The sequence below is a fragment of the Reyranella humidisoli genome (assembly GCF_019039055.1).
Classification (GTDB): domain Bacteria; phylum Pseudomonadota; class Alphaproteobacteria; order Reyranellales; family Reyranellaceae; genus Reyranella; species Reyranella humidisoli.
In genome coordinates, this window is record NZ_JAHOPB010000002.1 from 788,439 (window position 1) to 810,939 (window position 22,501).

Consider the following 22,501-nt stretch of genomic DNA (forward strand, 5'->3'; position numbering starts at 1 on the left):
GTCGACTGGGCTCGTCATGCGGGGAGAAATGACATGCTCCGGGCAGGTCGAGAAGAGGCGGTGGCCGGCGGAGGCCTCCGAGTGTCGGTAGGGAGTGACCGCACCGAAGATGCCTCCAGCGCCGCAGGCGATCTCGTCGACGAGGTCGAAAGTGATATGGAAGACGAGATGATTGACGGATACGATCTCAAGCGGTCTCTGGCGCCTGGCTGCCGGGTATGCGCCGAACAAGTCCATGACAAGGAAGAAGCGATTACCGCTATTCCGGCTGAGGTCAACTGTCAGTCTCAGAAATGAAGCGGCGCTATTGCACCTACTTCGATCATGTCTACCTCGATCGCGGTTTGGCGATGATCCGGTCTTTGCGCCGGGTCGATCCTGAGGGATCGATTTCGGTGCTCTGCCTTACCCCGGCGGTTCACCGCGTGCTCTCTGGCCTCGGCGAACCCGGCGTCACTCTGATTCCGCTGGAGGAGTTCGAGCGCGAGAATCCAGACCTGCTCGCCGCCAAGGAAACGAGGTGTCTTCGCGACTATTATTTCACCCTGACGGGCAGCCTCGTATATTCCCTTCTGCGAGAAGCGCAGCCGGACGACGTGGTTACCTATCTCGATGCCGACTTGATGTTCTACTCGGACCCAGCTCCCATCCATGAGGCAATGATGGGCGCTTCGGTAGGCGTGATCGGCCATCGCTGGCACTGGTGGACCAGGCGACTTCTGAAATACGGGCGCTTCAATGTCGGGTGGGTGAGCTTTCGCGCCGACGCCGTTGGTACGGAGGCGGCTCGATGGTGGCGGGACCGTTGCATCGAGTGGTGTTACGGCTGCGTCGACGGCGATCTCTTTGCGGACCAGAAGTACCTCGATCATATTTTTGCCAGGTTCCCCAACGTCGTCGAGATCACCCATCCCGGCGCCAACGTAGGTCCTTGGAACATTTGTCGTGAAAGCATTCGTCGAGCCGCAGACGGCTCGATCATCGTCGGCGACAATTACGCGCTGATTTTCGTCCACTTCTCCGGATTGAAGGAGGTCAGGCCGGGCGTCTGGCTTGGCAGCCTGCCTTCGTACCTTGGACCGTTTTCATCCATCGTGCGTAGCGATCTCTACGAACCATACATTGGTCTACTCGGCGACATTCGGAAGGAACTGGGCGGCCTTCCTTCCGAGCCTCCGCCGATGCTCTCGATATCCGTGCGCCCGCGACTGTGGCGTCGATTGCTGGCGCCTCTCATGCGCCAGGCCCATCGATGGGCGGGGCACTATTTCCATAGTTGATCGGGCGTGTTGTCGTCGGCGCGGCAAGCGTGGCGGCGGCGGCGTGATTGCTGGAGAAATCTTTCCCGGATTTGCCCCGACATTCCTGTCCAAAATGGTCCAGTCCGGACCATTTGCGCACGATGCGGAGAAGGGGAGGAACGGGCCGAAAAGCCCCTGTTTCCTGGGCTTTCCGGCTGGCGCTCCCTACGGGATTCGAACCCGTGTTTTAGCCTTGAGAGGGCCACGTCCTAGGCCTCTAGACGAAGGGAGCGGAGGCCGGAAGCCGGGTTGATAGTCGAATGCCCGCTCCAGCGCAACCCCGCTGATTTCGGCCGCAATCCACGCCAGAATGCAGGGAGCGCCGCCGTTGCCGGCCGGGCTCATGCGGCTCGACTCTTCCGGTATCTGTGGCAGACTTTGAGAGGCTCCCGTCAGTCGTCATGCAAATGGAATTGCGTATGAAGCGCGCCCTAGCCATCGCCCTGGTCGCCGTCTGCCTCTGGCAGAATCCCGCGAGGGCCGATCTGATTCCGGGGTCGCGCACCACGGTCGGTGGATGGTCGCTGAGCGCCCACGACCGGGCCGGCGGCAAGTTTTCCCACTGCGCGATCTCCGCGCCCTACAAGAGCGGAATCCGGATGCTCTTCTCGGTCTCCGGCAACCAGAGCTGGCGCGTGGGCTGGACCCACGAATCGTGGCGATTCACGAAGGGGCAGAGCGTCGATCTCACCCTTCTCGTCGACAATGCGGGGCCGTTCCCCCTGAAGGCCGTCGCGGCGACCGAGAATCTGGCGCTTGCCGAGCTGCCGGCGAAGGAAGAACTGTTCGACGTGATGCGCAAGGGCACCCGGATGACCGTGCGTGCCATGGGCAATACCTATGCCTTCAACCTGGACGGCACCTACGCCGCCCTCACCGAAGTCCTGAACTGCACCGCGCGCTACGGCGGCGGCTCCGGAACGCCCCCCGGCACGTCGGCTTCGGCCGCAACCTCACCGCCGGCGCCGCCCGCGCCCGCCCCGCCGCTCATGCCGCCGCAGCCCTCGGCATCGGCCCCGCCGCCGCCGCCGCAGGCACGGCCGACGAGCGCGCCCAACGTCGCCGACCGGTCGGGCAAGACCAACATGATCCGGCTGATCCTTGGCGACGGAACCGAGTCGAAGCCGCAGGAGGTGTTCGAGAAGGCGAGCGGCGCGGTCTACATCGTGAAGGCCGAGAAATCTCTTGGGTCCGCGATTGCCGTCGGCGAGCGCGATCTGCTCACCAACTGCCACGTCGTCGAGAGCGCTTCGACGGTGACGCTGGAGCGGGAGGGCGTGCGCTTCCCGGCGACGGTCGTATCGGCCAATGCGAACGCCGACCGGTGCGTGCTGAGGATCGGCGCCACCGCGCCGCCGCTGCCGAAGTGGGTGCGCGTGCGCCCCTATGCCGACGTCAAGGTGGGCGAGCGCGTGTTCACGATCGGCACGCCGCGCGGGCTCGAACTGACCCTCGCCGAAGGCATCATCTCCTCCAAGCGCGTGAAGGAGGGGGAGCGTCTGCTCCAGACGTCGGCGCCGATCTCGCGGGGATCGTCGGGCGGCGGCCTGTTCGATGCGCAGGGCAACCTGATCGGCATCACAACCTTCATGATCCGCGACGCCCAGAACATCAATTTCGCCATCGCCGCCGAGGAATACGCCCGGTAGGCTGGGCCAAAATCCCGCTGGAGGACAACGCCATGGATATGCCGATCGCTTCTGAACTTCCGCTCACCGGCATCGACGTGAACGCGCTGCCGCCGGCCGACGGCGAATGGGTGCTGCGTCGGCAGCTGGCTGCCGCCTACCGGCTGGTCGATCATTTCGGCTGGACCGAGCTGATCTACGGCCATCTCACCGCACGAGTGCCGGGCGAGGCGCCGCACTTCCTGATCAATCCCTACGGGCTCAACTACGACGAGGTGACCGCCTCGAACCTGGTGAAGATCGACCTCGACGGCAAGATCGTCGAGCCGAGCCCGCATCCGGTGAACTATGCCGGCTTCGTCATCCATTCGGCGGTACACATGGCCCATGCCGACCGCCACAAGGTTGTCATGCACACCCACACGCGGGCCGGCATGGCGGTCTGCGCGCTGAAGGACGGGCTGCTGCCGGTGTCGATGGTGTCGACGGCCTTCCACGGCAAGCTCGCGTATCACGACTATGAGGGCCCCAGCCTCGATCTCGACGAGCGCGAGCGGCTGCTGAAGAACCTCGGCGACAACCAGGCGATGATGCTGCGCAACCACGGCCTGCTGACGACCGGCCGGTCGGTGCCGGAAGCCTTCCTGCGCCTCTACCGGCTGGAGCGTGCCTGCCAGATCCAACTCGACGCCGCCGCCGCGGGAACGCTTAACGTGATGGGCGACAATCTGGCCGCCAAGTCGGGCGCCGACATGGATCGTTTCTCCGAGATGGAATCCGCCGTCGGAATCGGCGATCTCGAATTCGCCGCCCTGGTGCGCAAGCTCGACAAGGTCGATTCCAGCTGGCGCCACTGACCTCTACTTGAGTTTATAGAGTGCCTTGAGCGAGCCGCTGGGAGATTTGATCTCGGCGATACGCCAGCCTGCCGGCGTTCGCACGAGTTCCAGGACGACCCGCCTGGCCTCTCCGAAGTTCTGAAACGACACCCGCGCCAGGGCGGTGTCGCCGTTCGTCGTGGCGTCGATCGCCAGCCTCGTGATCTCCCAATCCTGCGCGTCGACGAATGGATCGCCGTTTAGGGTCGGTGGCTCGTTCCGGCGCTTGGCCTCGCGGTAGTCGCGGTCGATGGCCTGAGCCAGAGCGGGCGCGAAGAAGCGGCCCGTCTGTTCATAGGGCTGTCCTTGGAAGGCCTTGTTCAGATAGGGCCTGTAGATGTTCTCCACGAACGCCTGCGCCGTTACGGCCTGCGCAATGGCATGACGGCCGCCCAAAGTCGCGGCAGCCGCGGCGGCCATCAGCAGGCGGCGGCCCAGTCGTTCGAAACGCAAGATACGCTCCTGTCCTTCTACGCGCGGAAGGTCGTGCGGTCGGTTCCGGAGTAGAGGGCCTTGGCCGACCGCTCGACGGCTTCGCGATGAGTGGCGACAGCGGCCGCATCGAGGTCGGCCTTCGGTGCCGGTTCGGGATCGAAGTTTCCGAAGGGATCCCGCCCACGGACGAGGGTTGCCGAGTCACGCACCTTGAGCTGGCGGACGTGGGGCGGGATGTAACGCAGGGCGAAGCCGATGCGCCTGTCCCCGGTGGTGTTCGGTCCCGAGGCATGGGCCAGCAGGACATGATGCAGGGACATTTCGCCGGCCTTCAACGGCACGTCGACGCCGGCGCCCTCCGGCACGTCGACGGCGATCTCCTGGCCGCGACTGAGCAGATTGTTCTCGTCGAACGTGTCGCGGTGCTCGATCTGCTTTCTGAGATGGCTGCCGGGCCAGAACCTCATGGCGCCGCTTTCGACCGGGGCATCGGCAAAGGCGACCCAGGCGGTGACGACCTCGTCGGTGCTGAGGCCCCAGTAGGTAGCGTCCTGGTGCCACGACACGAAGGACGGCGAGCGCGCCTCCTTGATGAAGAAGGTGCTGCTCCAGCAGAGGATGTCGGGACCGATGAGGTCCTCCACCGCATCGAGGATGGCGGGATGACGGGCCAGATCGTTCGCCCAGGTGAACAGAAGATGCACCTTGTGCCGCATGTTGCCGGCGATCGGCGCGCCCGTGGCCCGTTCATGGTCTTCGAGCCGGTGGCGATACACTCCGGCGTCCTCGGAGGACATCACGCGAACGGGGAAGTGGAAACCATCGTTGCGATAGCGTGCGATCTCGTCGGTCGTGAGACGCCTGGTCATTGGACCTCCGTCCTGCTGGGAACGCCGACTGTGGCGGCCGTTTGGAACAGGCGCAAGACGGCGCCCGTCTCAGGCAGGCTTTCGCCCCGTGATGCGTGAAAGAACGCCTGGAACGAATGGATGGACGGTCACGTCGACGAAACCCGCTGCCTGCAGGTACCCCTTCACCTCCGACTCGGTGTGAGCGCGGCCCGTGCTGTTCTGGATCGCCTCGTTCAGTCCCCAGAGGGCGGCCGAGATCGGGCCGTTCCTGTCGTCGTGCAGCGTCTCGCCGATCAGGTGCATCTCGCCATCCGGCACGAGGGCCTCGAAAGCCTTGGCGACGACGAGGCAGATGAGGGCGGGCTCGTACTGCGGCAGATTGCTCGCCATCACGACGACGTCGACGCCTTGCGGGAAGGCCGTTTCGGTGAAGTCGCCCGGCAGAGTGCTGACGCGCCCGGCGGCGCCGTTGGCGGCAATGTACTCGTCGGCCACGACCGTGACCGGCGGCAAGTCGAGCACGACCGCCTGGAGACCGGGGAAGGTCCTGGTGGCGACGATGCTGTAGGCGCCGGAGCCGCCACCGAGATCGAGCATCTGCTTGCGGCCGGAGAGGTCGACGCTGCGGCTGAACAGGCGGGCGGCGCCCATGCCGATCGAATAGGTCGCGGCGTGATAGCGCCGGGCGTCCTCGACCGTGAAGTCGACGTAAGCGCCGAGCTTGTTTTCCTGCTGGTCGCGCAGCCGTTCCGAGAGTTCGCCAAAGGCCGTCCAGCGCGGCTTGGTGAACAGGATCCACGGTCCGGCGTAACGCTCGCCGTCCTTCACCAGGAAGCGCTGGACGTCGGCGGCGTTGGTGAAGCGCTCGCCGTCGCGCGACAGCAGCGTCATGGCGGCCAGGACGGTCAGCAGCCGTTCGGCGTTGCGGTCGGAGATCCCGGCGGCCTTCGCCACGGCGGGAATGGTGTCGTGGCCGTGGGCGATCGCGGTGAATATCTCGAGCTCGACCGCGGCCATCAGGGCGGCGCTCTCCCAATAGGCCTGGGCGATCTTCTGCAGCCGTGTCGTATCGAGGCGCTGGGTTTCCGGCATTCTGCGTTTCCTCCTTGGCTGCCCGACCATAGCGCAGAGCGGGAGCGCTCGCCGACCCGCGGCAGGTTCAGAAAAAGTGCAGGAAGGCCAGGACCATGGCGACGTAGAGCGCCGCGATGAGCGCGGCGCCTTGCAGGCCAGCACGCAACTCCCGGCCCGGCGCGGGCTGCAGCCACCAGCGGAAGTGGCCGGCGATCCAGGGAACCAGAAAGCCCGTGAGCACGACGCTCACCACGTTCCCGAGGAAGAGTGACACCGCGAAGGGCAGGTGGAACATCCGGTCGAAGACGGGCGTGCCGACGAAGAACCCGAACAGCATGACGATCGGGTAGAGCATCAGCAGGACGAGCATGTTCATCTTCCACGCCGACAGCGGAGCGCCTGCGGCGTCACCGTCCCTGAACCATTGCTCGAAACCGGAGCTTGCGATGCGGGAATGGAATTCCTCGGTGAGCGGGGCGGCTTCCTCGACCAGCGCCCTGCGAACGGGCGAGTCGAGCCATGCCTTGAGGTTTGCTTCGGTATCGAACCGCAGGATGGCGACGAAATCCTCCTGGACGCCGGGTACGGGCGGTTCGAAGCGGTAGCCCTGGAGGCCGGGCGCCTTTGACTGGGCGGCGGCGATCTTTTGCTCCCAGGCCCGATACTCCGCTTCCCGGCCGGGCTTCACCCGGGTGGAAATGATGGCCGACACCGGCGCGGGCTTGATGCCGCTGGATTCGTCCTCGACGATGTGCACGTCGTCACGGCCGACCAGCATGGGCGCCGCCCCGGCGATACGGTTCTGCCGCTCGGGCGCCCCCAGCCAGCGCTTCGCGTCGGCCAGGCTGGCGAAGCGCTGCAGGATGACCCAGTCGACCTGGAGCGGCGGGGCCGGCGGCAGGAGCCGCTGCTCGATGAAGCCGGGGAAGTGCTGGATGAGACTGCTCGTCTCGCCCTGCCAGCGCGCGAAGTCGTCGGCGCGCTCGGGCCGCACGCACGTCTGCGTCACGATGCTGACGCTGTGGGTAGTGTCCGTCCTGCTCGCGCTCACGGCTTGTCCGCGAGCCTGGAGAAGATCCGGTCCGGCGTGAACGGGAGATGTGCGAAGCGGATGCCGGTGGCGTCGGCGAGCGCGTTGGCCACGGCGGGTGCGACCGGATTGATGCCGCACTCGCCCTGGGACTTCGCGCCGAGGGGACCGATCGAATCGATCGTGTCGGCGAAGAAGATGTCGGTATGGGGCGTGTCGGCGTAGGCCGGGATGCGATAGTTGCGGAGCTGCGGGTTCACCATATGGCCTTCGTCGTGAACCATGTTTTCGGTGAGGGCCCAGCCGTAGCCCATGGCCACCGCGCCATCGAGCTGGCCGCGGCACTGCATGGGATTGATCGGCCTGCCGATGTCGGCGGCGTGCACACTGTGCAGGACGCGGATCTCGCCGGTGACGCGATGCACGGCGAGGCGGACACCCTGCACGTTGAAGGCGATCGAGCGCGGCGACAGGTAGGCCTTGCGCGCGACGGTGAAGCGATGGTCGATCGCCGCGCCGGCGGCGTGCAGATCGCTCAGCGGGATGCGCCTGTTGCCGCAGACGACCGCGTCGCCGTCGAGCCGGCAGGCCGCAGGATCGGCGCCGGTGTGGCGGCTGGCAAAGGCGATGATGTCCTCGCGCATCGCCTCCGCCGTGAGGTGCACGGCCTTGCCCGCGACCACCGTGCCGGTGCTGGCGAAGGTGCCGGTGTCGTAGGGCGTGCGGTCCGTGTCGGCGACGACGATGTCGATGTCGCCGGCCTTGACGCCCATGACGGTGGCCGCGATCTGCTTGTGCGCCGTGACGATGCCGTTGCCCATCTCGGACGAACCGCAGGCCAGATGATAGGTGCCGTCGGCCAGCAGCTTCATCTCCGCGCCGGAGCGATGCTCGGTCGGCGGTCCGCATTCGAGCATCGCCATGGCCACGCCCGTGCCCTCGGCCCACTCGTCGCCGGGAAGGCTGGCGACGCCGTTGCCCCTGGCCAGCTCGCGCTCGACGATGTCGAGGCACTCGGTGATGCCGTAGCTGCCGAAGCTCGCATCGCTTGGCTCGCGCCATATCGATTCGATGTTGTCGCCCGGCCGCACGACGTTCTTGCGGCGCATTTCGATCGGATCGATCGCGAGAATACGCGCCATCTCGTCGATCGCGCACTCGATGGCGAAGGTCGTCTGCGAGGCGCCATAGCCGCGGAAGCCGCCGCCCGGCACCATGTTGGTGTAAACCGCGTAACCCGCGCCCTTCTTGTTGTCGCAGCGGTAGGCGGCAAGGGGGCTGCCCATGGCGGCTGCCAGCGTCTCGCTGCCGTGATTGCCATAGGCGCCGGTGTTGGACACGACGCGCACGTCCATCGCGGTCAGCGTGCCGTCCTTGCGCGCGCCGATCCTGACATGGGTGGTCATCTGATGCCGGGTCGTGGCGCCGACGAACTCGTCCTCGCGCGTCCATTCCCACTTCACGGGACGACCGATCTTCATCGAGGCGAACAGGACGAGGTCTTCCGAGATCATCTCCTGCTTGCCGCCGAAGCCGCCGCCGACGCGCTCGGTGAAGACGTGGAGATCGCGGGTCCTGAGGCCCATCAGGTAGCAGAGCTTCTTCTGGGCGGCGAACGGTCCCTGGGAGCTGGTGCGGACGTGCCAGCGCCGGTCCTCGCCCTGCCAGGCGATCGAACCGTGCGTCTCGAGATGGACGTGCTGCACGCGCGACGTCGAATAGGTCATCTCGTGGATGGCGTCGGCTTCCTCGAAGCCCTTGGCGATGTCGCCGATCTCGCCATGCAGGTCGCAGTAGATATTGCCGCTGTCGGTGACGACGTCCTTGTCGTGCAGAAGAGGGGCACCGGGTTCCATTGCAAGGACCGGATCGAAGATGGCCGGGAGGAGTTCATACTCGACCCCAAGCGCGAGACATCCGGCTTCCGCCGCGCCTTCGCTTTCCGCAACCACCGCGGCGACGCGCTGTCCGGCGAAGCGCATGACATTGTCGAGCATGTAGGTGTCGTCGGGATCGACGAGATGATCCTCGTGCAGTGCGGTGCTGTAGAGCCGCCGCGGCACGTCCTGCCAGTCATAGACCGCGACGACGCCGGGCACCGCCAGTGCCGCCGTCTTGTCGATCCCCGCGATGCGCGCATGAGCATGCGGCGAGCGCAGCACCTTGAGGTGCAACATGCCCTCCATCGCCACGTCCATCGTGTACCGCGCCTTGCCGGTCAGAATGTCGTCGGTGAATGGATTGGGCAGATTGGCGCCGCACGCCTTGCCGGCCACGTCCGCCTCGATGTTGCACTTCCCGTTCAGCGCGTCGGTTATCGAGCGATAACCGGTGCAGCGGCAGAGATTGCCCTTCAGCGCATGCGGCAGGTCTGCTTTCTGCTCCTCGCTCATGCCGGCCGTGGTCATGATCATGCCGGCGGCGCAGAAGCCGCACTGGAAGGCCTGTGCGTCGTGGAAGGCCTTCTGGACGGGATGCATCCCGCCTTCGGGTGCGAGACCCTCGATGGTGGTGACCTTGCGGCCCTCGGCACGGAAGGCCGGGACCAGGCAGGAATGGAATGGCTTTCCGTCGATCCAGACGGTGCAGGCGCCGCAATCGCCGGCATCGCAGCCCTTCTTCACGCCGAACACTTCGAGGTCGCGCAGGAAGGTGCGCAGACACTGTCCGGGGCTGGGATCGATCGCGTAGAGAGCGCCGTTGATTTCGTACCTGCTCATGCGAGCTCCGCTCGGATCTGTTCGGCGAAGTAATAGGTGATGTGCTGCTTGTAGGCAGCCGAGCCGTGGACATCCTGGAAGTAGTCGTCGGCCAACAGCCGCTCGTCGATCGCCTGGCGCAGCTCGCCGGCCGCCGGCGTGCGGTCGAAGCGCAGATGCACCGGCCGGGGTGTCGCCGCGGTGATCGTCAGGAGGAAATCCCGTCCGTCGTCGTTTACCGTCGCGACGATCAGGGCCGCCGATCGGCCGAGACGCGTCAGGGACATCTGACGCATGGCATAACGCTTGGTCAGTGCGGTCGCGGGGAGGCGGACGGAGCGAAGCAGTTCGCCGGGACCCAGCAGGTTATTGTGGTTGCCCGTCACGAAGTCGACGACCGGGACCTGGCGGGGCGCGCCATCGCGCGGCCACAGCGTGCAGACGCCTTCGAGAGCGGCGCTCAGGGAGATCATGGCGCCGGCCGGCAGCGACATCACGATGTTGCCGCCGATCGTGGCGGCGTTCCAGATCTTGAAGGACATGAGGAACGAATCGATGCAGTCGCGGAAGAGGGGCACCGCTTTCCATTCAGCCGGTCCCTTGAAGGCATGAAGGTCGGCCACGCGGCAAGTCGCGGCGATTTCCAGTCCCTCGGCTGTCGCCGTGAGGGGCGCCCAGCCGAGCGCGTCGAGGTCGATCAGCGTATCGGTCGCGATCTGGGGTTCGGAGTAGAGCCAGGTGCCGCCGGCCAGCCAGGCGTAGTTCGACCGCCAGGGACCGACATCGTCGAGCGAGACCGGTCGTTTCACTTCGGTGATTGTATTGAGATTCATGCTTCTGGCGTCATCCACCCGTTCCGGCGTGACTGGGTTCTCCGTCGCCGGGGCCGGCCATTATCGCAGCCGAACGATCTCTTTGGGAGGTATGGATGTTCGCAAAGGCGTGGGATGAATCACGTCGCGAGACGCGTGCCGGGGACTACCAGCCGGCACGCGGGAGCTTCTTGAATTTCCCCGGAACGAATTGCGGGGTGTCGGCCTACTTCGTGAGGATCAGCTTCTCGGAGGCCGTCACGCGCAGCCGATAGGTGCTGGCGCCGTGGCGGATGAGGAGTTCGCGACGGCCGGCCATGAGTTGATTGCTGTCGATGCTCGACACATCACGGTCCGACTTCGCGCGGGATGCCTCACTGTTGGAATGCAGCGTCATCATCTGGTCCATCTTCGCCTCGCTTGGTTAATTGCAAGTCACTCGCATTTGCAAACAAGGTGCATGTCTTGTCAATGCCCAAGCGAAGGCGGCGCAGCGCGGTGTTAGCGTCCCGAGAAGGCGGGGAGCTGGTGTGCCGTTACCAGGGGAGCCGGCCCATCGAAGCGCTCGATCTCGACCAGGCAGGTCTGGGCGATGCAGCCCTGGCTGAGCTTCGAGGAGCCGATGTCGAGCGTCAGCGCGTTCGGGTTGCCATGCTTCTCCAGCGGCGTGTTTGAGCCGGAGTCCTGCGGGTCGAACCACGCGCCCGTCGAGAGCCGCACCACGCCGCGACGGATGCGGTCCGACAGCCGGGCCGAGGCGAGGCAGGCGCCGCGGTCGTTGAAGACGCGCAGAAGGTCGCCGTCGGCGATGCCGCGCGCGGCGGCGTCTTCCGGATGCATCGTGACGGGCTGGCGGCCCTTCACCTTGGTCGCCTTGGCGTGGGGACTGTGGTCGAGCTGGCTGTGCAGCTTGTCGGCTGGCTGGTCCGACAGCATGTGCAGCGGATAGCGCTCGGCTATCCTGGAGCCCAGCCATTCGATCGGCTCCATCCAGACTGCATGGCCGGGGCAGTCGTCGTAGCCGAATGAGGCGATCTTTTCGGAGAAGATCTCGATCTTGCCGGAAGGCGTCTTGAGCGGATTCGCCGCCGGATCCGCGCGGAACTTCGCCAGCATCACCGGATCTGTGTTCTCGCCCGGGACCCTGGCGATGCCGGCCTCCCAGAAATCCTCGAACGAAGGCAACTCCACGCCCATCTTCGCGGACTTCTGGCGGCCCTCTTCGTGCATGTGCGCGAGCCACTGCATCGCGTCCCTGCCTTCGGTGTAGACGTCATCGGCACCGAGGCGGCGGGTGATCTCCGAGAAGATCCAGTAGTCGTCGCGCGCCTCGCCGATCGGCTCGCGCGCCTTCTTCATGGCGATCAGGAAGGGCTCGCGCCGCGAATAGCCGATATCGTCGCGCTCGAGGCCCGTCGTCGCGGGCAGCACGATGTCGGCCATCTTCGCGGCCGGCGTCCAGAACTGCTCGTTGAAGATGATCGTCTCGGGCCTGGCCCACGCGACCCGCAGGCGGTTCAGGTCCTGATGGTGGTGGAAGGGATTGCCGCCCGCCCAATAGATCAACTTGATGTCGGGGTAGGTGAGTTCCTTCCCGTTGTAATCAACCATGCCGCCCGGATTGAGCAGCATGTCGGTGAAGCGCGCGACCGGGATGAAGTCGGGGACCTGGTTGGTGCCCTGCGACAGCGTCGGGCCCGCGAGCAGCGGAGCGGTGCTGCCCATGCCGTTGGTCGGACCGTAGCTCGCGCCGAGCCCGCCGCCCGGCAGGCCGATCTGGCCCAGCATGCAGGCGAGCGTCACCAGCGCCCAGAAGGGCTGCTCGCCATGATGCGAGCGCTGCAGCGACCAGTTGATGTTCACCGTGGTGCGCGTCGCCGCCATCTCGCGCGCGAGCGCACGGATGCGCACGGCGGAGACGCCGGTGATCTTCTCGGCCCATTCCGGCGTCTTGTCGGCCAGCGAGGGCGCGAACTTGTCGAAGCCGACGGTGCAGCGGTCGAGGAACTCGCGGTCGTGGAGATTCTCCGTGTAGAGCACGTGGCAGAGCGCCAGGATCATCGCGGCGTCGGTGTTGGGCCGGATCGCCAGCCATTCGATGTCGCCGCCGGTGTCGAGATCCTCGGCGGTCGGTGTGATGTTGATGAAGCGCACGCCCTTGGCGCGCATGCCGTAGAGCCCGTCCTTGAGACGATGCACCATCGCGCCGCCCGCGCTGATCTGCGCGTTCTTGTGCGGCGCGCCGCCGAAGGTCACGAACAGCTTGCAGTGATCGGCCAGCACGTCCCACGTGGTGTGCATGGCCATCAGGTCTTCCATGCTGGCCAGGATGTGCGGCATCAGCACGCGCGCCGCGCCCAGACTGTAGGAGTCCTGGTGGCGGACATAGCCACCGAGCGCATTCAGGAAGCGATGGACCTGGCTCTGCGCGTGGTGGAAGCGGCCGGCGCTCGACCAGCCATAGGAGCCGCCGAAGATCGCGCGGTTCGAGTGCGCGTCCTTCACGCGCTTCAGCTCGGCGGAAACCATGTCGAGTGCCTCGTCCCACGGCACCTCGACGAAGGGCTCCTGTCCGCGCTTGTCGCTTTTCGATCCGGGTCCATGCTCGAGCCAGCTCTTGCGGAAGGCCGGCCGGCGCACGCGCATCCGCGCGACCTCGTCGGACAGCATGTGGAGTCCGATTGGCGAGGGATCGGGATCCTTGGAGAAGGGATGCAGCTTCGTCGCCTGGCCCTTGTCGTCGTATTCGACTTCGTAGACGCCCCAGTGGGCGGCGGTCAGGGTACGTTGATGGGTCATGGAACGCTCACGCTGCTTTCTTGGCGATGCTCAGGAAGCGGTCGACGGTCGTCTGCTCGGTGTCGAAGGCGGTGACGAGGCGGTAGGCCCGCTCGCCCGGCCGATCCGACGGCCAAGGATGATACTGCGCCCCCGCGGCCTGAAGCGTATCATGCATGCGAGGCGGCAGGATGACGAAAATCTCGTTGGCATCGACCGGGTAGAGAAGCTGCGTCCCCTTGAGAGTTGTCAGGCCCGCCACGAGGCGGCGCGCCATCGCGTTGGCGTGATTGGCATTGGCGAGCCAAAGGCCGTCGGTCAGGTAGGCTTCGAGCTGGGCCGACAGGAAGCGCATCTTGGAAAACAAATGTCCGGCGCGCTTGCGACGGAACTCGAACTCGCGCGCGAGGTCGGGGTCGAAGAAGACGACGACCTCGGCCGCGAGGGCGCCGTTCTTGGTCGCGCCGAGGCTCAACACGTCGACGCCTGCCATCCAGCAAAGCTCGGCCGCCGAACACCCGACGAAGGCGAGGGCGTTGGCGAAGCGGGCACCGTCCATGTGAAGCTTCAGGCCGTGCCGATGGGCGGTCGTGGCGATCGAGGCCACTTCGTCGGGATCGTAGACGGTGCCGCATTCGGTGGCCTGCGTGATGCTGACGGCCGCCGGCTGCGGATGGTGGACGACGCCATACACCGGCTGGGCCAGCGCCTCGGCCAGTTTCTTCTGGTCGATCTTGCCAGCCGGTCCCGGAATTGTGGAAAGCTTGGCGCCCGAGGTGAAGAACTCCGGCGCATTGGCCTCGTCGACGACGATGTGGGCCTCGGCATGGCAGTAGATCGATCCCCAGGACGGGGTGCAGCAGGACAGCGCCAGCGAGTTGGCCGCCGTGCCGGTCGCCACGGGAAAGGCCACGAGGTCGGGCTTCTCGAAAATGTCGCGCAGGCGGCGCTCGACCCGGTGCGTCCAGTCGTCCGCGCCATAGGACGGCGCCGTGCTGCCGTCGGAGAAGGCCTTCGTAACCGCCTCGAGGATTCGAGGGTGTGCGCCGACTTCGTTGTCGCTGCGGAAATTCATTCCTTGTCCTTGTGAAACTGGATTGGCGCTCGGGGCACGACGCCTTAGCGGCTGGCTCCGGGCGGGAACTCGATCTTGCCCAGCAGCGCGCCGCTGCGCGGGTCGACGACATAGGCGGCGGAGGGGCCGCCCTGCGACTCGACATGGACCACCAGGCGGTCGCCGACGGCATTCATCGACACCACGCGGGCGCCGGAGGGCAGGGCGATGCGTTCGGCGAAGCCGCCGGTGCCGCCCGATGCTGGCGAATAGGCGGCGTTGGGCGTAGAGATGCGCCGGGCGATTTCGGCAACCGCCACGACGAAGCCCACTACGATCAGCAGGCCCATTCCAATCACGAGCACCTTCAGCCAGAGCGGTGCAGAGGCCTGAGCAGGGGACGCCAAGAAAACTCCATGAGCGACGCCGGTCGCCACACCGTGACCTTCGACGAGAGCGCCGCCGGCGAACGGCTGGACCGCGCGCTGGCTATTGCCTTGCCTGCCCTGACGCGAAGCCGCGTGAAGGCGCTGATCGAGGGCCGCTGCGTAGCGCTGGCGGGAGGTCAGACGATAGAAGAGCCGTCCCGCAAGGTCAAAACGGGCGATGTCTTCTTCGTCGATATTCCGGAGCCCGAACCGGCGACACCGCAGGCACAGGATATGGACCTGGAAATCCTGTTCGAGGATTCCGATCTGCTGGTCCTGAACAAGCCGGCCGGGATGGTCGTCCATCCGGCGCCCGGCAATCCGGACAGGACTCTGGTCAATGCCCTGCTGGCCCATTGCGGCGACAGCCTCTCGGGGATCGGCGGGGTGAGGCGGCCGGGCATCGTGCACCGGCTCGACAAGGACACGTCGGGGGTAATGGTCGCGGCCAAGAACGATGTAACCCACCACGCCCTGTCCAAGCTGTTTGCCGCCCACGACCTCGAGCGGATCTACAAGGCGCTGGTCTGGGGGGCGCCCAAGGCCTCGCGGGGAACGGTCGAGGCCGCGTTGGGGCGGCATCCCGTCGACCGCAAGCGCATGGCGGTCCGCAAGAGCGGCGGGCGGGCCGCGTTCACCGAGTACTGGCTGGAAAAGCGCTTCGGGCCGCCGATAGCGCCGATCGCCAGTCTGGTGGGCGCCAAGCTCGGAACCGGCCGAACCCACCAGGTCCGCGTCCATATGGCCCATATCGGCTGTCCCGTGGTCGGAGATCCGGTCTATGGCCGGAAAAATCGCAACGGCAGTGCACCCGAGTCGTTGAGGAACTTCCCAAGGCAGGCACTTCACGCATCTGTGCTCGCTTTCCGGCACCCCACGACAGGGAAGGACATGCGATTTGCCACAGAATTGCCTCAGGACTTCCTGAAGTTGGTGGGAACGCTGAACGGCGTTAAGTAAAGCCCGCAATACCCGAGGGGATTACTCGGATTTATATTGACCGAAGGGCTACCCGACTTCTAGAGTCGGATTTAGCAGTCGGGGGACGAGAGTGCTAAATGATCGTTCACCGGCTTTCCCGCGTAGAAAGGGGGAGAAGCCATGAGTACAGCCACCGCAAACCTTCCCGCCCTGCCGTCATCCCTGACGCCCGAGGGCAATCTCAGCCGCTACCTGTCGGATATCCGGAAGTTTCCTCTCCTGGAGCCGCAGGAAGAATTTATGCTGGCCAAGCGCTGGCGCGAGCACGGTGATTCGAAAGCCGCCCACCGGCTCGTCACCAGCCATCTGCGCCTCGTCGCCAAGATCGCCATGGGCTATCGCGGCTACGGCCTGCCGGTTGCGGAGCTCATTTCCGAGGGAAATGTCGGCATGATGCAGGCGGTGAAGCGGTTCGATCCGGATCGCGGCTTCCGCCTCGCCACCTATGCCATGTGGTGGATCCGCGCCTCGATCCAGGAATACATCCTGCACAGCTGGTCGCTCGTGAAGATGGGCACCACGGCGGCGCAGAAGAAGCTCTTCTTCAACCTGCGCAAGCTCAAGGGCCAGATGCAGGCCATCGAGGAGGGCGACCTTACGCCCGAGCAGGTGACCAAGATCGCCACCCGCCTCGGCGTGCCCGAGGAGGAGGTGGTGAACATGAACCGCCGCCTCGCCGCGCCGGATTCCTCGCTCAACGCCCCGGTGAAGGCCGAGGGCGACATGGAGTGGCAGGACTGGCTGGTCGACGATGCGCCCAACCAGGAAGCCCGGCTCGGCGAGAGCCAGGAGCTGGGCCAGCGCAAGGGCATGCTGGCCGCGGCCCTGAAGCAGCTCACCGACCGCGAGCGTCACATCATCGTGGAGCGTCGACTGGTCGACGAGCCGAAGACGCTCGAGGACCTGTCGTCCAAGTACGGCATCAGCCGCGAGCGCGTGCGCCAGATCGAGGTGCGCGCCTTCGACAAGCTGCAGAAGGCCATGAAGAACATGGTGGTGGAAGCCGCCGGCAGGCCCACGACCCAGCCGGCTCACGGCTGAGCGACTCGGCGCTTCCGATTCGGTAGGCTCCCGGAAAATCTCCGGGAGCCCGCCATGACGATTTCACCAATTCTCTATGAGACGCTGCCGAGCGGCATCGCCCGCATCGTCCTCAACCGGCCGGACACGCGCAATGCGCAGGACACGGCGTTCCTCTACGCGCTGAACGAGGCCTTCGACCGCGCCGCGCACGACGACACGGTGAAGGTGATCGTGCTGTCGGCCAACGGGCCGCACTTTTCCTCGGGCCACGACCTGCGCGAGGTCGACGGGCACGGCAACATGGCCAGGCACGAGACGGTCGGTACCTGGGGCGGCTTCGGCAAGCCCGGTGCCGAGGCCCAGTACGCGCGCGAGCAGGAGATCTACCTCGGCTTCTGCGAGCGCTGGCGCAACATCCCCAAGCCGACGCTGGCGCTGGTCCACGGCAAGGTGATGATCGGCGGGCTGATGCTGATGTGGCCCTGCGACCTGATCGTCTGTTCGGAGGACGCCGAGTTCCTCGACCATTCGGTGGCCATGGGCGTGGGCGGAGCGGAGTTCTTCGCCCATCCCTGGGAGATGGGCATCCGCAAGGCCAAGGAATTCCTGTTCACCGCCGACTGGATCAAGGCGGCCGAGGCGCATCGCCTGGGCATGGTGAACCACGTCGTGCCGCGCGCCGAACTCGACTCCTTCGGCCTCGCCATGGCCGAACGTATCGCCCAGAAGCCGCTGTTCGCGCTGAAGCTCGTGAAGCAGGCCATCAACGCCGCCCAGGACGCACAGGGCCGGGTCGGCGCCATGCAGACCTCATTCGCGCTTCATCACCTGGCTCACGCACACAACATGCTGGCGCACGGCAAGCTGGTCGATCCCACCGGCCTGATGCCGGCGATCAAGAAGCACGAGAAGGCGAGTTAGCACGCACCGGCACGTCGTTACCCGGCGAGCATGCCGCGGAACTCCGGTGCCTTCACGCCCGATTCAGGCGAGGCTCGGATCGACCACCAGAATGGTCTTGCCTGCTCCATCACCGGACAGCGCATACCCAAGTGCTTCGCGGTATTTGCCGAATGGGAAGGTTCTTCCGACCGGCACGTTGAGATCGCCCTTCGAGACCCAGGACAGCAGTTCGTCGAGTTCGCGGGCGGCGGCTCCGGTCTCGAACACCGCGCCGAACTGGCGATAGTCCACGCCGACGAGAGCTGCTCCTTTGAGGAGCGGCAAATTCACCGGCAAGGCCGGTATGTCGCCGCCGGCAAAGCCTACGACGAGATAGCGACCACCCCATCCAAGCGACCGGAATGCCGGCTGCAGCAGCGGTCCGCTGACCGGATCGAAGACGACGTCGATGCCGTTGGGGGCTACCGCTTTCAGCCTGTCGCGCCATCCGTCGACGTCCCGGTCGAGGGTGACCCCCGCGCCTGCCTCCGCAACGACGGCGCGCTTCTGCTCGGTCGAGGCGACTCCGATCACATTCGCGCCAAGCAACCGACCGACCTGGACTGCAGCCAATCCGACTCCACCGGCGGCCCCGATCACCAGCAGGGTCTCTCCGGCTTTGAGTGCAGCGCGGTCGCGAAGGCCGTGCAGGGCCGTGCCGTAGTTGACGCGAAAGCCGGCGGCCTGGTTCAGCCTCATCCGGTCCGGTATGCGGCTTACCGCCCGTTCGGAGGCAATCGCGTACTCCGCAAAGCCGCCGCGTACCTGCGCCAGGACACGCTCTCCTATCGCGTATCCCGTGACCCCTGGCCCCAGCGCATCGACCAGGCCCCCGATCTCGGCACCGGGCACGTGAGGCAAGAGTGGCTTGACCTGATAGCGGCCGAGCGCAACCAGAGCGTCCACGAACCCGACTCCGCAAGCAGCGACCTTGATACGAACCTCTCCCGTGCCTGGCTGGGGCGCTGGCAGGTCGACCAGGGCATAGTTGTCGATGGAGCTGAGATCAGCCGTCTGTATGGCCTTCATTGGGACGAACCTTCGCTTCTTACACGCGGTAGCCGATCCGCTCGAAGAACTGCGCAATCTCTCGTGCGGCGAGATCGGGCTGCTCATAGTGAACGAAGTGGCCGGCATCCTCCGCGATGCCAGCCTCCACGTCCTTGAAGTACTCCCCAACGACGTCGATCCACGAGGACTTCAGGACGGGGTCGTGGCGGCCCCACAGGACTCGCGTGGGCTGGGTGATCATCGGCGGCTTGGGCGCAGTTCCCGCCATGACGGCAAGCCGGCCGGCGTTTTGCGAGATGTACCAGTTGAAGCCGCCCTGGAGGTTGCCAGGCCGCATGAAGTTGTCGACCCAGCGCTCCAGCACGCCGTCGAACGCGTCCTTGCGATGGCACCAGTGGGTCAGGAAATGCCGGAAATAGGCGCGGCAGCTGTCGCGCGAGGCGCCGACGATGCCGGGTGCGAAGGGCATTTGATGGAAAGTCTGGTACCAGATCTCGTTGATCTGCTCGGGCTCTCGCCAGCGCGCGCCGACGCCATGGGTGCCGCAGTTGAAGAAGAACAGCCCGGCCACGCGGTCGGGATGGCGGATCGCCAGCCGCTGCATCACGTAGGCCCCGACATCGTGACCGACGAAGCCGGCCTTCGCGATCCCGAGTCGGTCGAGCAGTGCCACGATATCGTCGGCCAGCACGTCGGGCCCGGCCTGGTCGGAGGGTCCAGACGTCGGATTGCCGCTTTCGCCGAAGCCACGGAAATCGGGCGCGATAAGGCGGAAGCGATCACCCAGCCGCTCGAACATCGGCTCCCAGGTCGCCCAGAATTCCGGCCAGCCGTGCAGCAGGAACAGAGGTGCGCCGCTGCCGGCCTCGGCCACGTGGGTCGGGAAACCCCGCGTTTCGACGAAAGAGTGCCTGACGATCGACATCGCGCGACTGCTGCTATCCTTTCTTGACCATCGCCTCGATCAGCGTCGGCCCATCGGTCCGGGCCAGCGCCCGGTCGAGCGCGGCGTCGAAGCCTTCCGCTGTGTCGACCCGCTCTGATGGCAGGCCGAAGCCCTCGGCGATCTTCGCGATGTTCATCGGCGGATCGTTGAAGTCCATGCCGATCGGGGTGTCGTTGCCGTGGAACAGCTTCAGGCGGTTCTTGAGGATCTGGTAGCCCTCGTTGTTGGTGATCAGGAAGATCACCGGCAGCTTCTGGTTGGCCGCACTCCACAGCGCGGTGATCGAGTACATGGCGCTGCCGTCGCCGATCACGGCCACCACGCGGCGCTTCGGCTCGGCGATCTGCACGCCGACGGCCGCGGCGATGCCCCAGCCGATGCCGCCGCTGACATTGCCGAAGAAGCTGTTCCTGTCGCGGAAGGGGAAATAGCTCGGCAGAGTCGCGGTGCTGGTGAGCCCTTCCTCGACGACGATGGCGTCCTTGGGCAGCTTGTCGCTGAGGCGCATCATCACCCATTCGGCCGGCAGCGGGCTGGTCGTAGGCGTCGCGACCTTGGCCGCCTTTTGGGCGCGCTGGGCGCTCCAGTTGCGTGTGGAAATCTCCGCCAGCGAGGCCTTGGCCTGTTCGGCGAGCTTGGCGCCGCCCAGCTTCTTCAGAAGCGGGATCAGGGCCTTGAGCGTCTCCTTCACGTCGGCGCGCAGCGCGATCTCGGCCGGGAAGTTCTTGCCCATCTCCCAGTCGCGCAGGCCGATCATCGCCACCTTCGTCGTCTCGGGCAGCGGCTCGGTCTCGCTCCACACCGACATCTTGAGCACGTCGGAGCCGACGCAGAGCATCAGGTCGTAGTCGGAGAGGACACGGCGCACGTATTTCTGGTCGCGGTTCAGCGCGCCGAGATAGGCGGGATGCTCCGAGGGGAAATGCGCGCCCCAGGCCACGGTCTGCTGCAGCACCGGCGCGCCCAGCGTCTCGGCGAGTTCGGCCGCCTCGGCGAAGGCGTCGGACGTCGCGATCTCGTGGCCGGCCAGGATGACGGGCTTCCTCGCCGACAGCAGGCGCCTGGCGAGCTGCTCCAGGGCGGCATCGCTGGGGCGCACCGCCGTGTCGACGCGGGTCACGTCGCCCATGTCGATGGCGGCTTCGTTGTTCAGGATGTCGCCTGGCAGCGAGATGAACACCGGTCCGGTCGGCGCCGTCATCGCCACCTTCGCGGCGCGGCGCAGGATGCGGGGCAGGTCCTCGATGCGGCTGACCTCGGTGGCCCATTTCACGACCGGCTGCGCGATCGGCACCAGCGGCGCGTAGAGGAGAGGCTCGGTCAGGCCGTGGCCCTGCTCCTGCTGGCCGGCGGTCACGATCATCGGCGTGCCCGACATCATCGAGGTGTAGATCGAGCCGATGGCATTGCCGAGGCCGGGCGCCACATGGACGTTGCAGGACACCAGTTTGCCGGAGGCGCGGGCGTAACCGTCGGCCATGGCGATCACGACGGCTTCCTGGAGAGCCAGCACGTAGCCCATCTCCGGCGCCGACGAGAGCGCATGCATGATCGGCAGCTCGGTCGTGCCGGGATTGCCGAACATCTTGGTGACGCCTTCGTCCTTCAGCACGCGCAGGAAGGCATCGCGGCCGGTGATGGTGTTGGGGACGTTTGCGTCGGGCATTTGCTTCCTCCGTTGGGCGGGCGAGGGTAGCGCGCCACCGTTCCTCGTGAAATGATCGAGTGCATGACGGTTGGAAGACCACGCGCGATGCGAAAAGCCCGTGACTGACCTCGAACACAGGATCGCGGCGCTGGCGTGTTGGCGCGGCCCGGTGACCATGGAGCCGCTGACGGGCGGGCTGACCAACCTGTCCTTTGTCGTCGAGGATGCCGGCGAGAAGTTCGTCGTGCGTTGTGGCGACGACATTCCAGTCCATCACGTCTTCCGTGATCGCGAGCGAGCGGCCTCCGTGGCCGCGCATGCCGCCGGCCTCTCGCCCGAAGTCGTCCACACCGAGCCTGGTCTCCTCGTGATGCGCTTCGTCGACGGCCGGACCTTCACCGAAGCGGATCTGCGCGCGAACATCCAGCATCTCGCGCCGCTGCTGCGGAAGTGCCACCGCGAGGTCGGCCAGCATCTCGCGGGGCCGCCGAGTTTCTTTTCTGTGTTCCACGTGATCCGCGACTACGGCCGCACGATCGCGGCGGCGGGCAGCCCGTTCGCGGCCGGCGTGCCGCGCTACCTCGAGGCGAACCGGGCGCTGGAAGCGGCGCAGGTGCCGATGCCGATCATCTTCGGCCATCACGATCTGCTGCCGGGCAACGTCATGGACGACGGAAAGCGTCTCTGGCTGATCGACTGGGAGTATGGCGGCTTCGGCACGGCCATGTTCGACCTGGCCAATCTCTCGGCGAACGGCGCCTTCGGCGAGGTCGAGGATACGGCGCTTCTGGATGCCTATTTCGAGGGCAATGTATCGGCCGATCTGCGGCGGTCCTTCCAGGCGATGAAGGCCGCAAGCGCCTTGCGCGAGGCCATGTGGGCCATGGTCTCCGATGCTCACCTGCAAATCCCGGGCGCCGACTACAAGGCGCATGCAAGGGATTATCTCGGCCGCTTCGAGGAACTGATGGCCCATTGATTG

21 protein-coding genes and 1 tRNA gene are annotated in these 22,501 nt (G+C 65.9%); 8 read left to right on the forward strand and 14 right to left on the reverse strand.

What is annotated here, in order from left to right; genetic code table 11:
• Positions 1-33: 33 nt before the first annotated feature.
• Both KQ910_RS22185 and KQ910_RS22190 read left to right on the forward strand, forming a co-directional pair.
• Positions 34-297, forward strand: a complete 264-nt coding sequence (locus KQ910_RS22185; protein WP_216965345.1) for a hypothetical protein — start codon at positions 34-36, stop codon at positions 295-297.
• Complete coding sequence (locus KQ910_RS22190) at positions 294-1,280, forward strand: hypothetical protein (protein ID WP_216965347.1); 987 nt, start codon at positions 294-296, stop codon at positions 1,278-1,280. The genes KQ910_RS22185 and KQ910_RS22190 overlap by 4 nt, the downstream gene beginning before the upstream one ends.
• A 177-nt stretch (positions 1,281-1,457) precedes the next feature.
• Here KQ910_RS22190 and KQ910_RS22195 read toward each other — a convergent pair.
• Positions 1,458-1,533 (reverse strand) — tRNA-Glu (locus KQ910_RS22195).
• Between the two features lie 187 nt (positions 1,534-1,720).
• Between KQ910_RS22195 and KQ910_RS22200 the strand changes: the two genes are divergently transcribed.
• Both KQ910_RS22200 and KQ910_RS22205 read left to right on the forward strand, forming a co-directional pair.
• Complete coding sequence (locus KQ910_RS22200; RefSeq protein WP_216965350.1) at positions 1,721-2,950, forward strand: S1C family serine protease; 1,230 nt, start codon at positions 1,721-1,723, stop codon at positions 2,948-2,950.
• A 32-nt stretch (positions 2,951-2,982) separates the two neighbouring features.
• Positions 2,983-3,786 (forward strand): class II aldolase/adducin family protein, encoded by an 804-nt coding sequence (locus KQ910_RS22205; RefSeq protein ID WP_229600853.1) that lies wholly within the window; start codon positions 2,983-2,985, stop codon positions 3,784-3,786.
• Positions 3,787-3,789: 3 nt separating this feature from the next.
• Here the strand turns inward: KQ910_RS22205 and KQ910_RS22210 are convergent, their stop codons facing one another.
• The 10 genes from KQ910_RS22210 to KQ910_RS22255 all read right to left on the reverse strand — a co-directional run bounded on the left by KQ910_RS22210 (position 3,790) and on the right by KQ910_RS22255 (position 14,947).
• Positions 3,790-4,260: a DUF3828 domain-containing protein gene (locus tag KQ910_RS22210; protein WP_216965352.1), complete on the reverse strand. Its 471-nt coding sequence runs from the start codon at positions 4,258-4,260 to the stop codon at positions 3,790-3,792.
• 17 nt (positions 4,261-4,277) lie between these two features.
• The gene (locus tag KQ910_RS22215; protein WP_216965353.1) at positions 4,278-5,111 is read right to left on the reverse strand and encodes a phytanoyl-CoA dioxygenase family protein; all 834 of its coding nucleotides are present in this window, start codon (positions 5,109-5,111) and stop codon (positions 4,278-4,280) included.
• A gap of 69 nt (positions 5,112-5,180) precedes the next feature.
• Entirely contained in the window at positions 5,181-6,185 is a 1,005-nt protein-coding gene (locus KQ910_RS22220; RefSeq protein WP_216965354.1) for a methyltransferase, read from the reverse strand.
• 67 nt (positions 6,186-6,252) lie between these two features.
• On the reverse strand, positions 6,253-7,218 hold the full coding sequence (locus KQ910_RS22225; protein ID WP_216965355.1) for an antibiotic biosynthesis monooxygenase: 966 nt from the start codon (positions 7,216-7,218) through the stop codon (positions 6,253-6,255).
• A complete protein-coding gene (locus KQ910_RS22230) occupies positions 7,215-9,917 on the reverse strand; it encodes a molybdopterin-dependent oxidoreductase (RefSeq protein WP_216965356.1) in 2,703 nt (900 codons plus the stop codon). Before KQ910_RS22230 ends, KQ910_RS22225 begins: the two co-directional genes overlap by 4 nt.
• Positions 9,914-10,729: an FAD binding domain-containing protein gene (locus tag KQ910_RS22235; protein WP_216965357.1), complete on the reverse strand. Its 816-nt coding sequence runs from the start codon at positions 10,727-10,729 to the stop codon at positions 9,914-9,916. The genes KQ910_RS22230 and KQ910_RS22235 overlap by 4 nt, the downstream gene beginning before the upstream one ends.
• A gap of 205 nt (positions 10,730-10,934) precedes the next feature.
• On the reverse strand, positions 10,935-11,117 hold the full coding sequence (hemP, locus tag KQ910_RS22240; protein ID WP_229600854.1) for a hemin uptake protein HemP: 183 nt from the start codon (positions 11,115-11,117) through the stop codon (positions 10,935-10,937).
• A gap of 92 nt (positions 11,118-11,209) precedes the next feature.
• Positions 11,210-13,507, reverse strand: coding sequence for a molybdopterin-dependent oxidoreductase (locus KQ910_RS22245; RefSeq protein WP_216965359.1), 2,298 nt, complete (start codon positions 13,505-13,507; stop codon positions 11,210-11,212).
• Positions 13,508-13,514: 7 nt separating this feature from the next.
• Positions 13,515-14,561, reverse strand: coding sequence for a threonine aldolase family protein (locus KQ910_RS22250; protein ID WP_216965361.1), 1,047 nt, complete (start codon positions 14,559-14,561; stop codon positions 13,515-13,517).
• A 44-nt stretch (positions 14,562-14,605) separates the two neighbouring features.
• Positions 14,606-14,947, reverse strand: a complete 342-nt coding sequence (locus KQ910_RS22255) for a DUF6476 family protein (protein ID WP_216965363.1) — start codon at positions 14,945-14,947, stop codon at positions 14,606-14,608.
• Between the two features lie 9 nt (positions 14,948-14,956).
• Between KQ910_RS22255 and KQ910_RS22260 the strand changes: the two genes are divergently transcribed.
• From KQ910_RS22260 to KQ910_RS22270, 3 genes are all read left to right on the forward strand, one after another.
• On the forward strand, positions 14,957-15,928 hold the full coding sequence (locus KQ910_RS22260; protein WP_216965365.1) for an RluA family pseudouridine synthase: 972 nt from the start codon (positions 14,957-14,959) through the stop codon (positions 15,926-15,928).
• A gap of 141 nt (positions 15,929-16,069) precedes the next feature.
• A complete protein-coding gene (rpoH, locus tag KQ910_RS22265; protein ID WP_216965367.1) occupies positions 16,070-16,990 on the forward strand; it encodes an RNA polymerase sigma factor RpoH in 921 nt (306 codons plus the stop codon).
• A 54-nt stretch (positions 16,991-17,044) separates the two neighbouring features.
• The gene (locus KQ910_RS22270; RefSeq protein WP_216965368.1) at positions 17,045-17,893 is read left to right on the forward strand and encodes an enoyl-CoA hydratase; all 849 of its coding nucleotides are present in this window, start codon (positions 17,045-17,047) and stop codon (positions 17,891-17,893) included.
• Between the two features lie 63 nt (positions 17,894-17,956).
• Here the strand turns inward: KQ910_RS22270 and KQ910_RS22275 are convergent, their stop codons facing one another.
• Genes KQ910_RS22275 through KQ910_RS22285 form a run of 3 tightly spaced genes read right to left on the reverse strand, consistent with a single transcriptional unit; the run spans position 17,957 to position 21,537 of the window.
• Positions 17,957-18,943, reverse strand: coding sequence for an NADPH:quinone oxidoreductase family protein (locus KQ910_RS22275; RefSeq protein ID WP_216965369.1), 987 nt, complete (start codon positions 18,941-18,943; stop codon positions 17,957-17,959).
• A 19-nt stretch (positions 18,944-18,962) separates the two neighbouring features.
• Complete coding sequence (locus tag KQ910_RS22280; protein WP_216965370.1) at positions 18,963-19,850, reverse strand: alpha/beta fold hydrolase; 888 nt, start codon at positions 19,848-19,850, stop codon at positions 18,963-18,965.
• 13 nt (positions 19,851-19,863) lie between these two features.
• On the reverse strand, positions 19,864-21,537 hold the full coding sequence (locus KQ910_RS22285; RefSeq protein WP_216965371.1) for a thiamine pyrophosphate-binding protein: 1,674 nt from the start codon (positions 21,535-21,537) through the stop codon (positions 19,864-19,866).
• 100 nt (positions 21,538-21,637) lie between these two features.
• On the opposite strand from KQ910_RS22285, the gene KQ910_RS22290 reads away from it, so the two are divergent.
• Positions 21,638-22,498, forward strand: coding sequence for a phosphotransferase (locus KQ910_RS22290; RefSeq protein WP_369408423.1), 861 nt, complete (start codon positions 21,638-21,640; stop codon positions 22,496-22,498).
• Positions 22,499-22,501 lie beyond the last annotated feature (3 nt).

Excerpts from the sequence above, each read along its gene's own strand:
- hemP (WP_229600854.1), bottom strand. The coding sequence starts at position 11,117 with ATGGACCAGATGATGACGCTGCATTCCAACAGTGAGGCATCCCGCGCG.
- KQ910_RS22285 (WP_216965371.1), bottom strand. The coding sequence starts at position 21,537 with ATGCCCGACGCAAACGTCCCCAACACCATCACCGGCCGCGATGCCTTC.
- KQ910_RS22215 (WP_216965353.1), bottom strand. The coding sequence starts at position 5,111 with ATGACCAGGCGTCTCACGACCGACGAGATCGCACGCTATCGCAACGAT.
- KQ910_RS22190 (WP_216965347.1), top strand. The coding sequence starts at position 294 with ATGAAGCGGCGCTATTGCACCTACTTCGATCATGTCTACCTCGATCGC.
- KQ910_RS22280 (WP_216965370.1), bottom strand. The coding sequence starts at position 19,850 with ATGTCGATCGTCAGGCACTCTTTCGTCGAAACGCGGGGTTTCCCGACC.
- KQ910_RS22250 (WP_216965361.1), bottom strand. The coding sequence starts at position 14,561 with ATGAATTTCCGCAGCGACAACGAAGTCGGCGCACACCCTCGAATCCTC.
- KQ910_RS22245 (WP_216965359.1), bottom strand. The coding sequence starts at position 13,507 with ATGACCCATCAACGTACCCTGACCGCCGCCCACTGGGGCGTCTACGAA.
- rpoH (WP_216965367.1), top strand. The coding sequence starts at position 16,070 with ATGAGTACAGCCACCGCAAACCTTCCCGCCCTGCCGTCATCCCTGACG.
- KQ910_RS22220 (WP_216965354.1), bottom strand. The coding sequence starts at position 6,185 with ATGCCGGAAACCCAGCGCCTCGATACGACACGGCTGCAGAAGATCGCC.
- KQ910_RS22260 (WP_216965365.1), top strand. The coding sequence starts at position 14,957 with ATGAGCGACGCCGGTCGCCACACCGTGACCTTCGACGAGAGCGCCGCC.
- KQ910_RS22235 (WP_216965357.1), bottom strand. The coding sequence starts at position 10,729 with ATGAATCTCAATACAATCACCGAAGTGAAACGACCGGTCTCGCTCGAC.
- KQ910_RS22270 (WP_216965368.1), top strand. The coding sequence starts at position 17,045 with ATGACGATTTCACCAATTCTCTATGAGACGCTGCCGAGCGGCATCGCC.
- KQ910_RS22275 (WP_216965369.1), bottom strand. The coding sequence starts at position 18,943 with ATGAAGGCCATACAGACGGCTGATCTCAGCTCCATCGACAACTATGCC.
- KQ910_RS22205 (WP_229600853.1), top strand. The coding sequence starts at position 2,983 with ATGGATATGCCGATCGCTTCTGAACTTCCGCTCACCGGCATCGACGTG.
- KQ910_RS22230 (WP_216965356.1), bottom strand. The coding sequence starts at position 9,917 with ATGAGCAGGTACGAAATCAACGGCGCTCTCTACGCGATCGATCCCAGC.
- KQ910_RS22185 (WP_216965345.1), top strand. The coding sequence starts at position 34 with ATGCTCCGGGCAGGTCGAGAAGAGGCGGTGGCCGGCGGAGGCCTCCGA.
- KQ910_RS22200 (WP_216965350.1), top strand. The coding sequence starts at position 1,721 with ATGAAGCGCGCCCTAGCCATCGCCCTGGTCGCCGTCTGCCTCTGGCAG.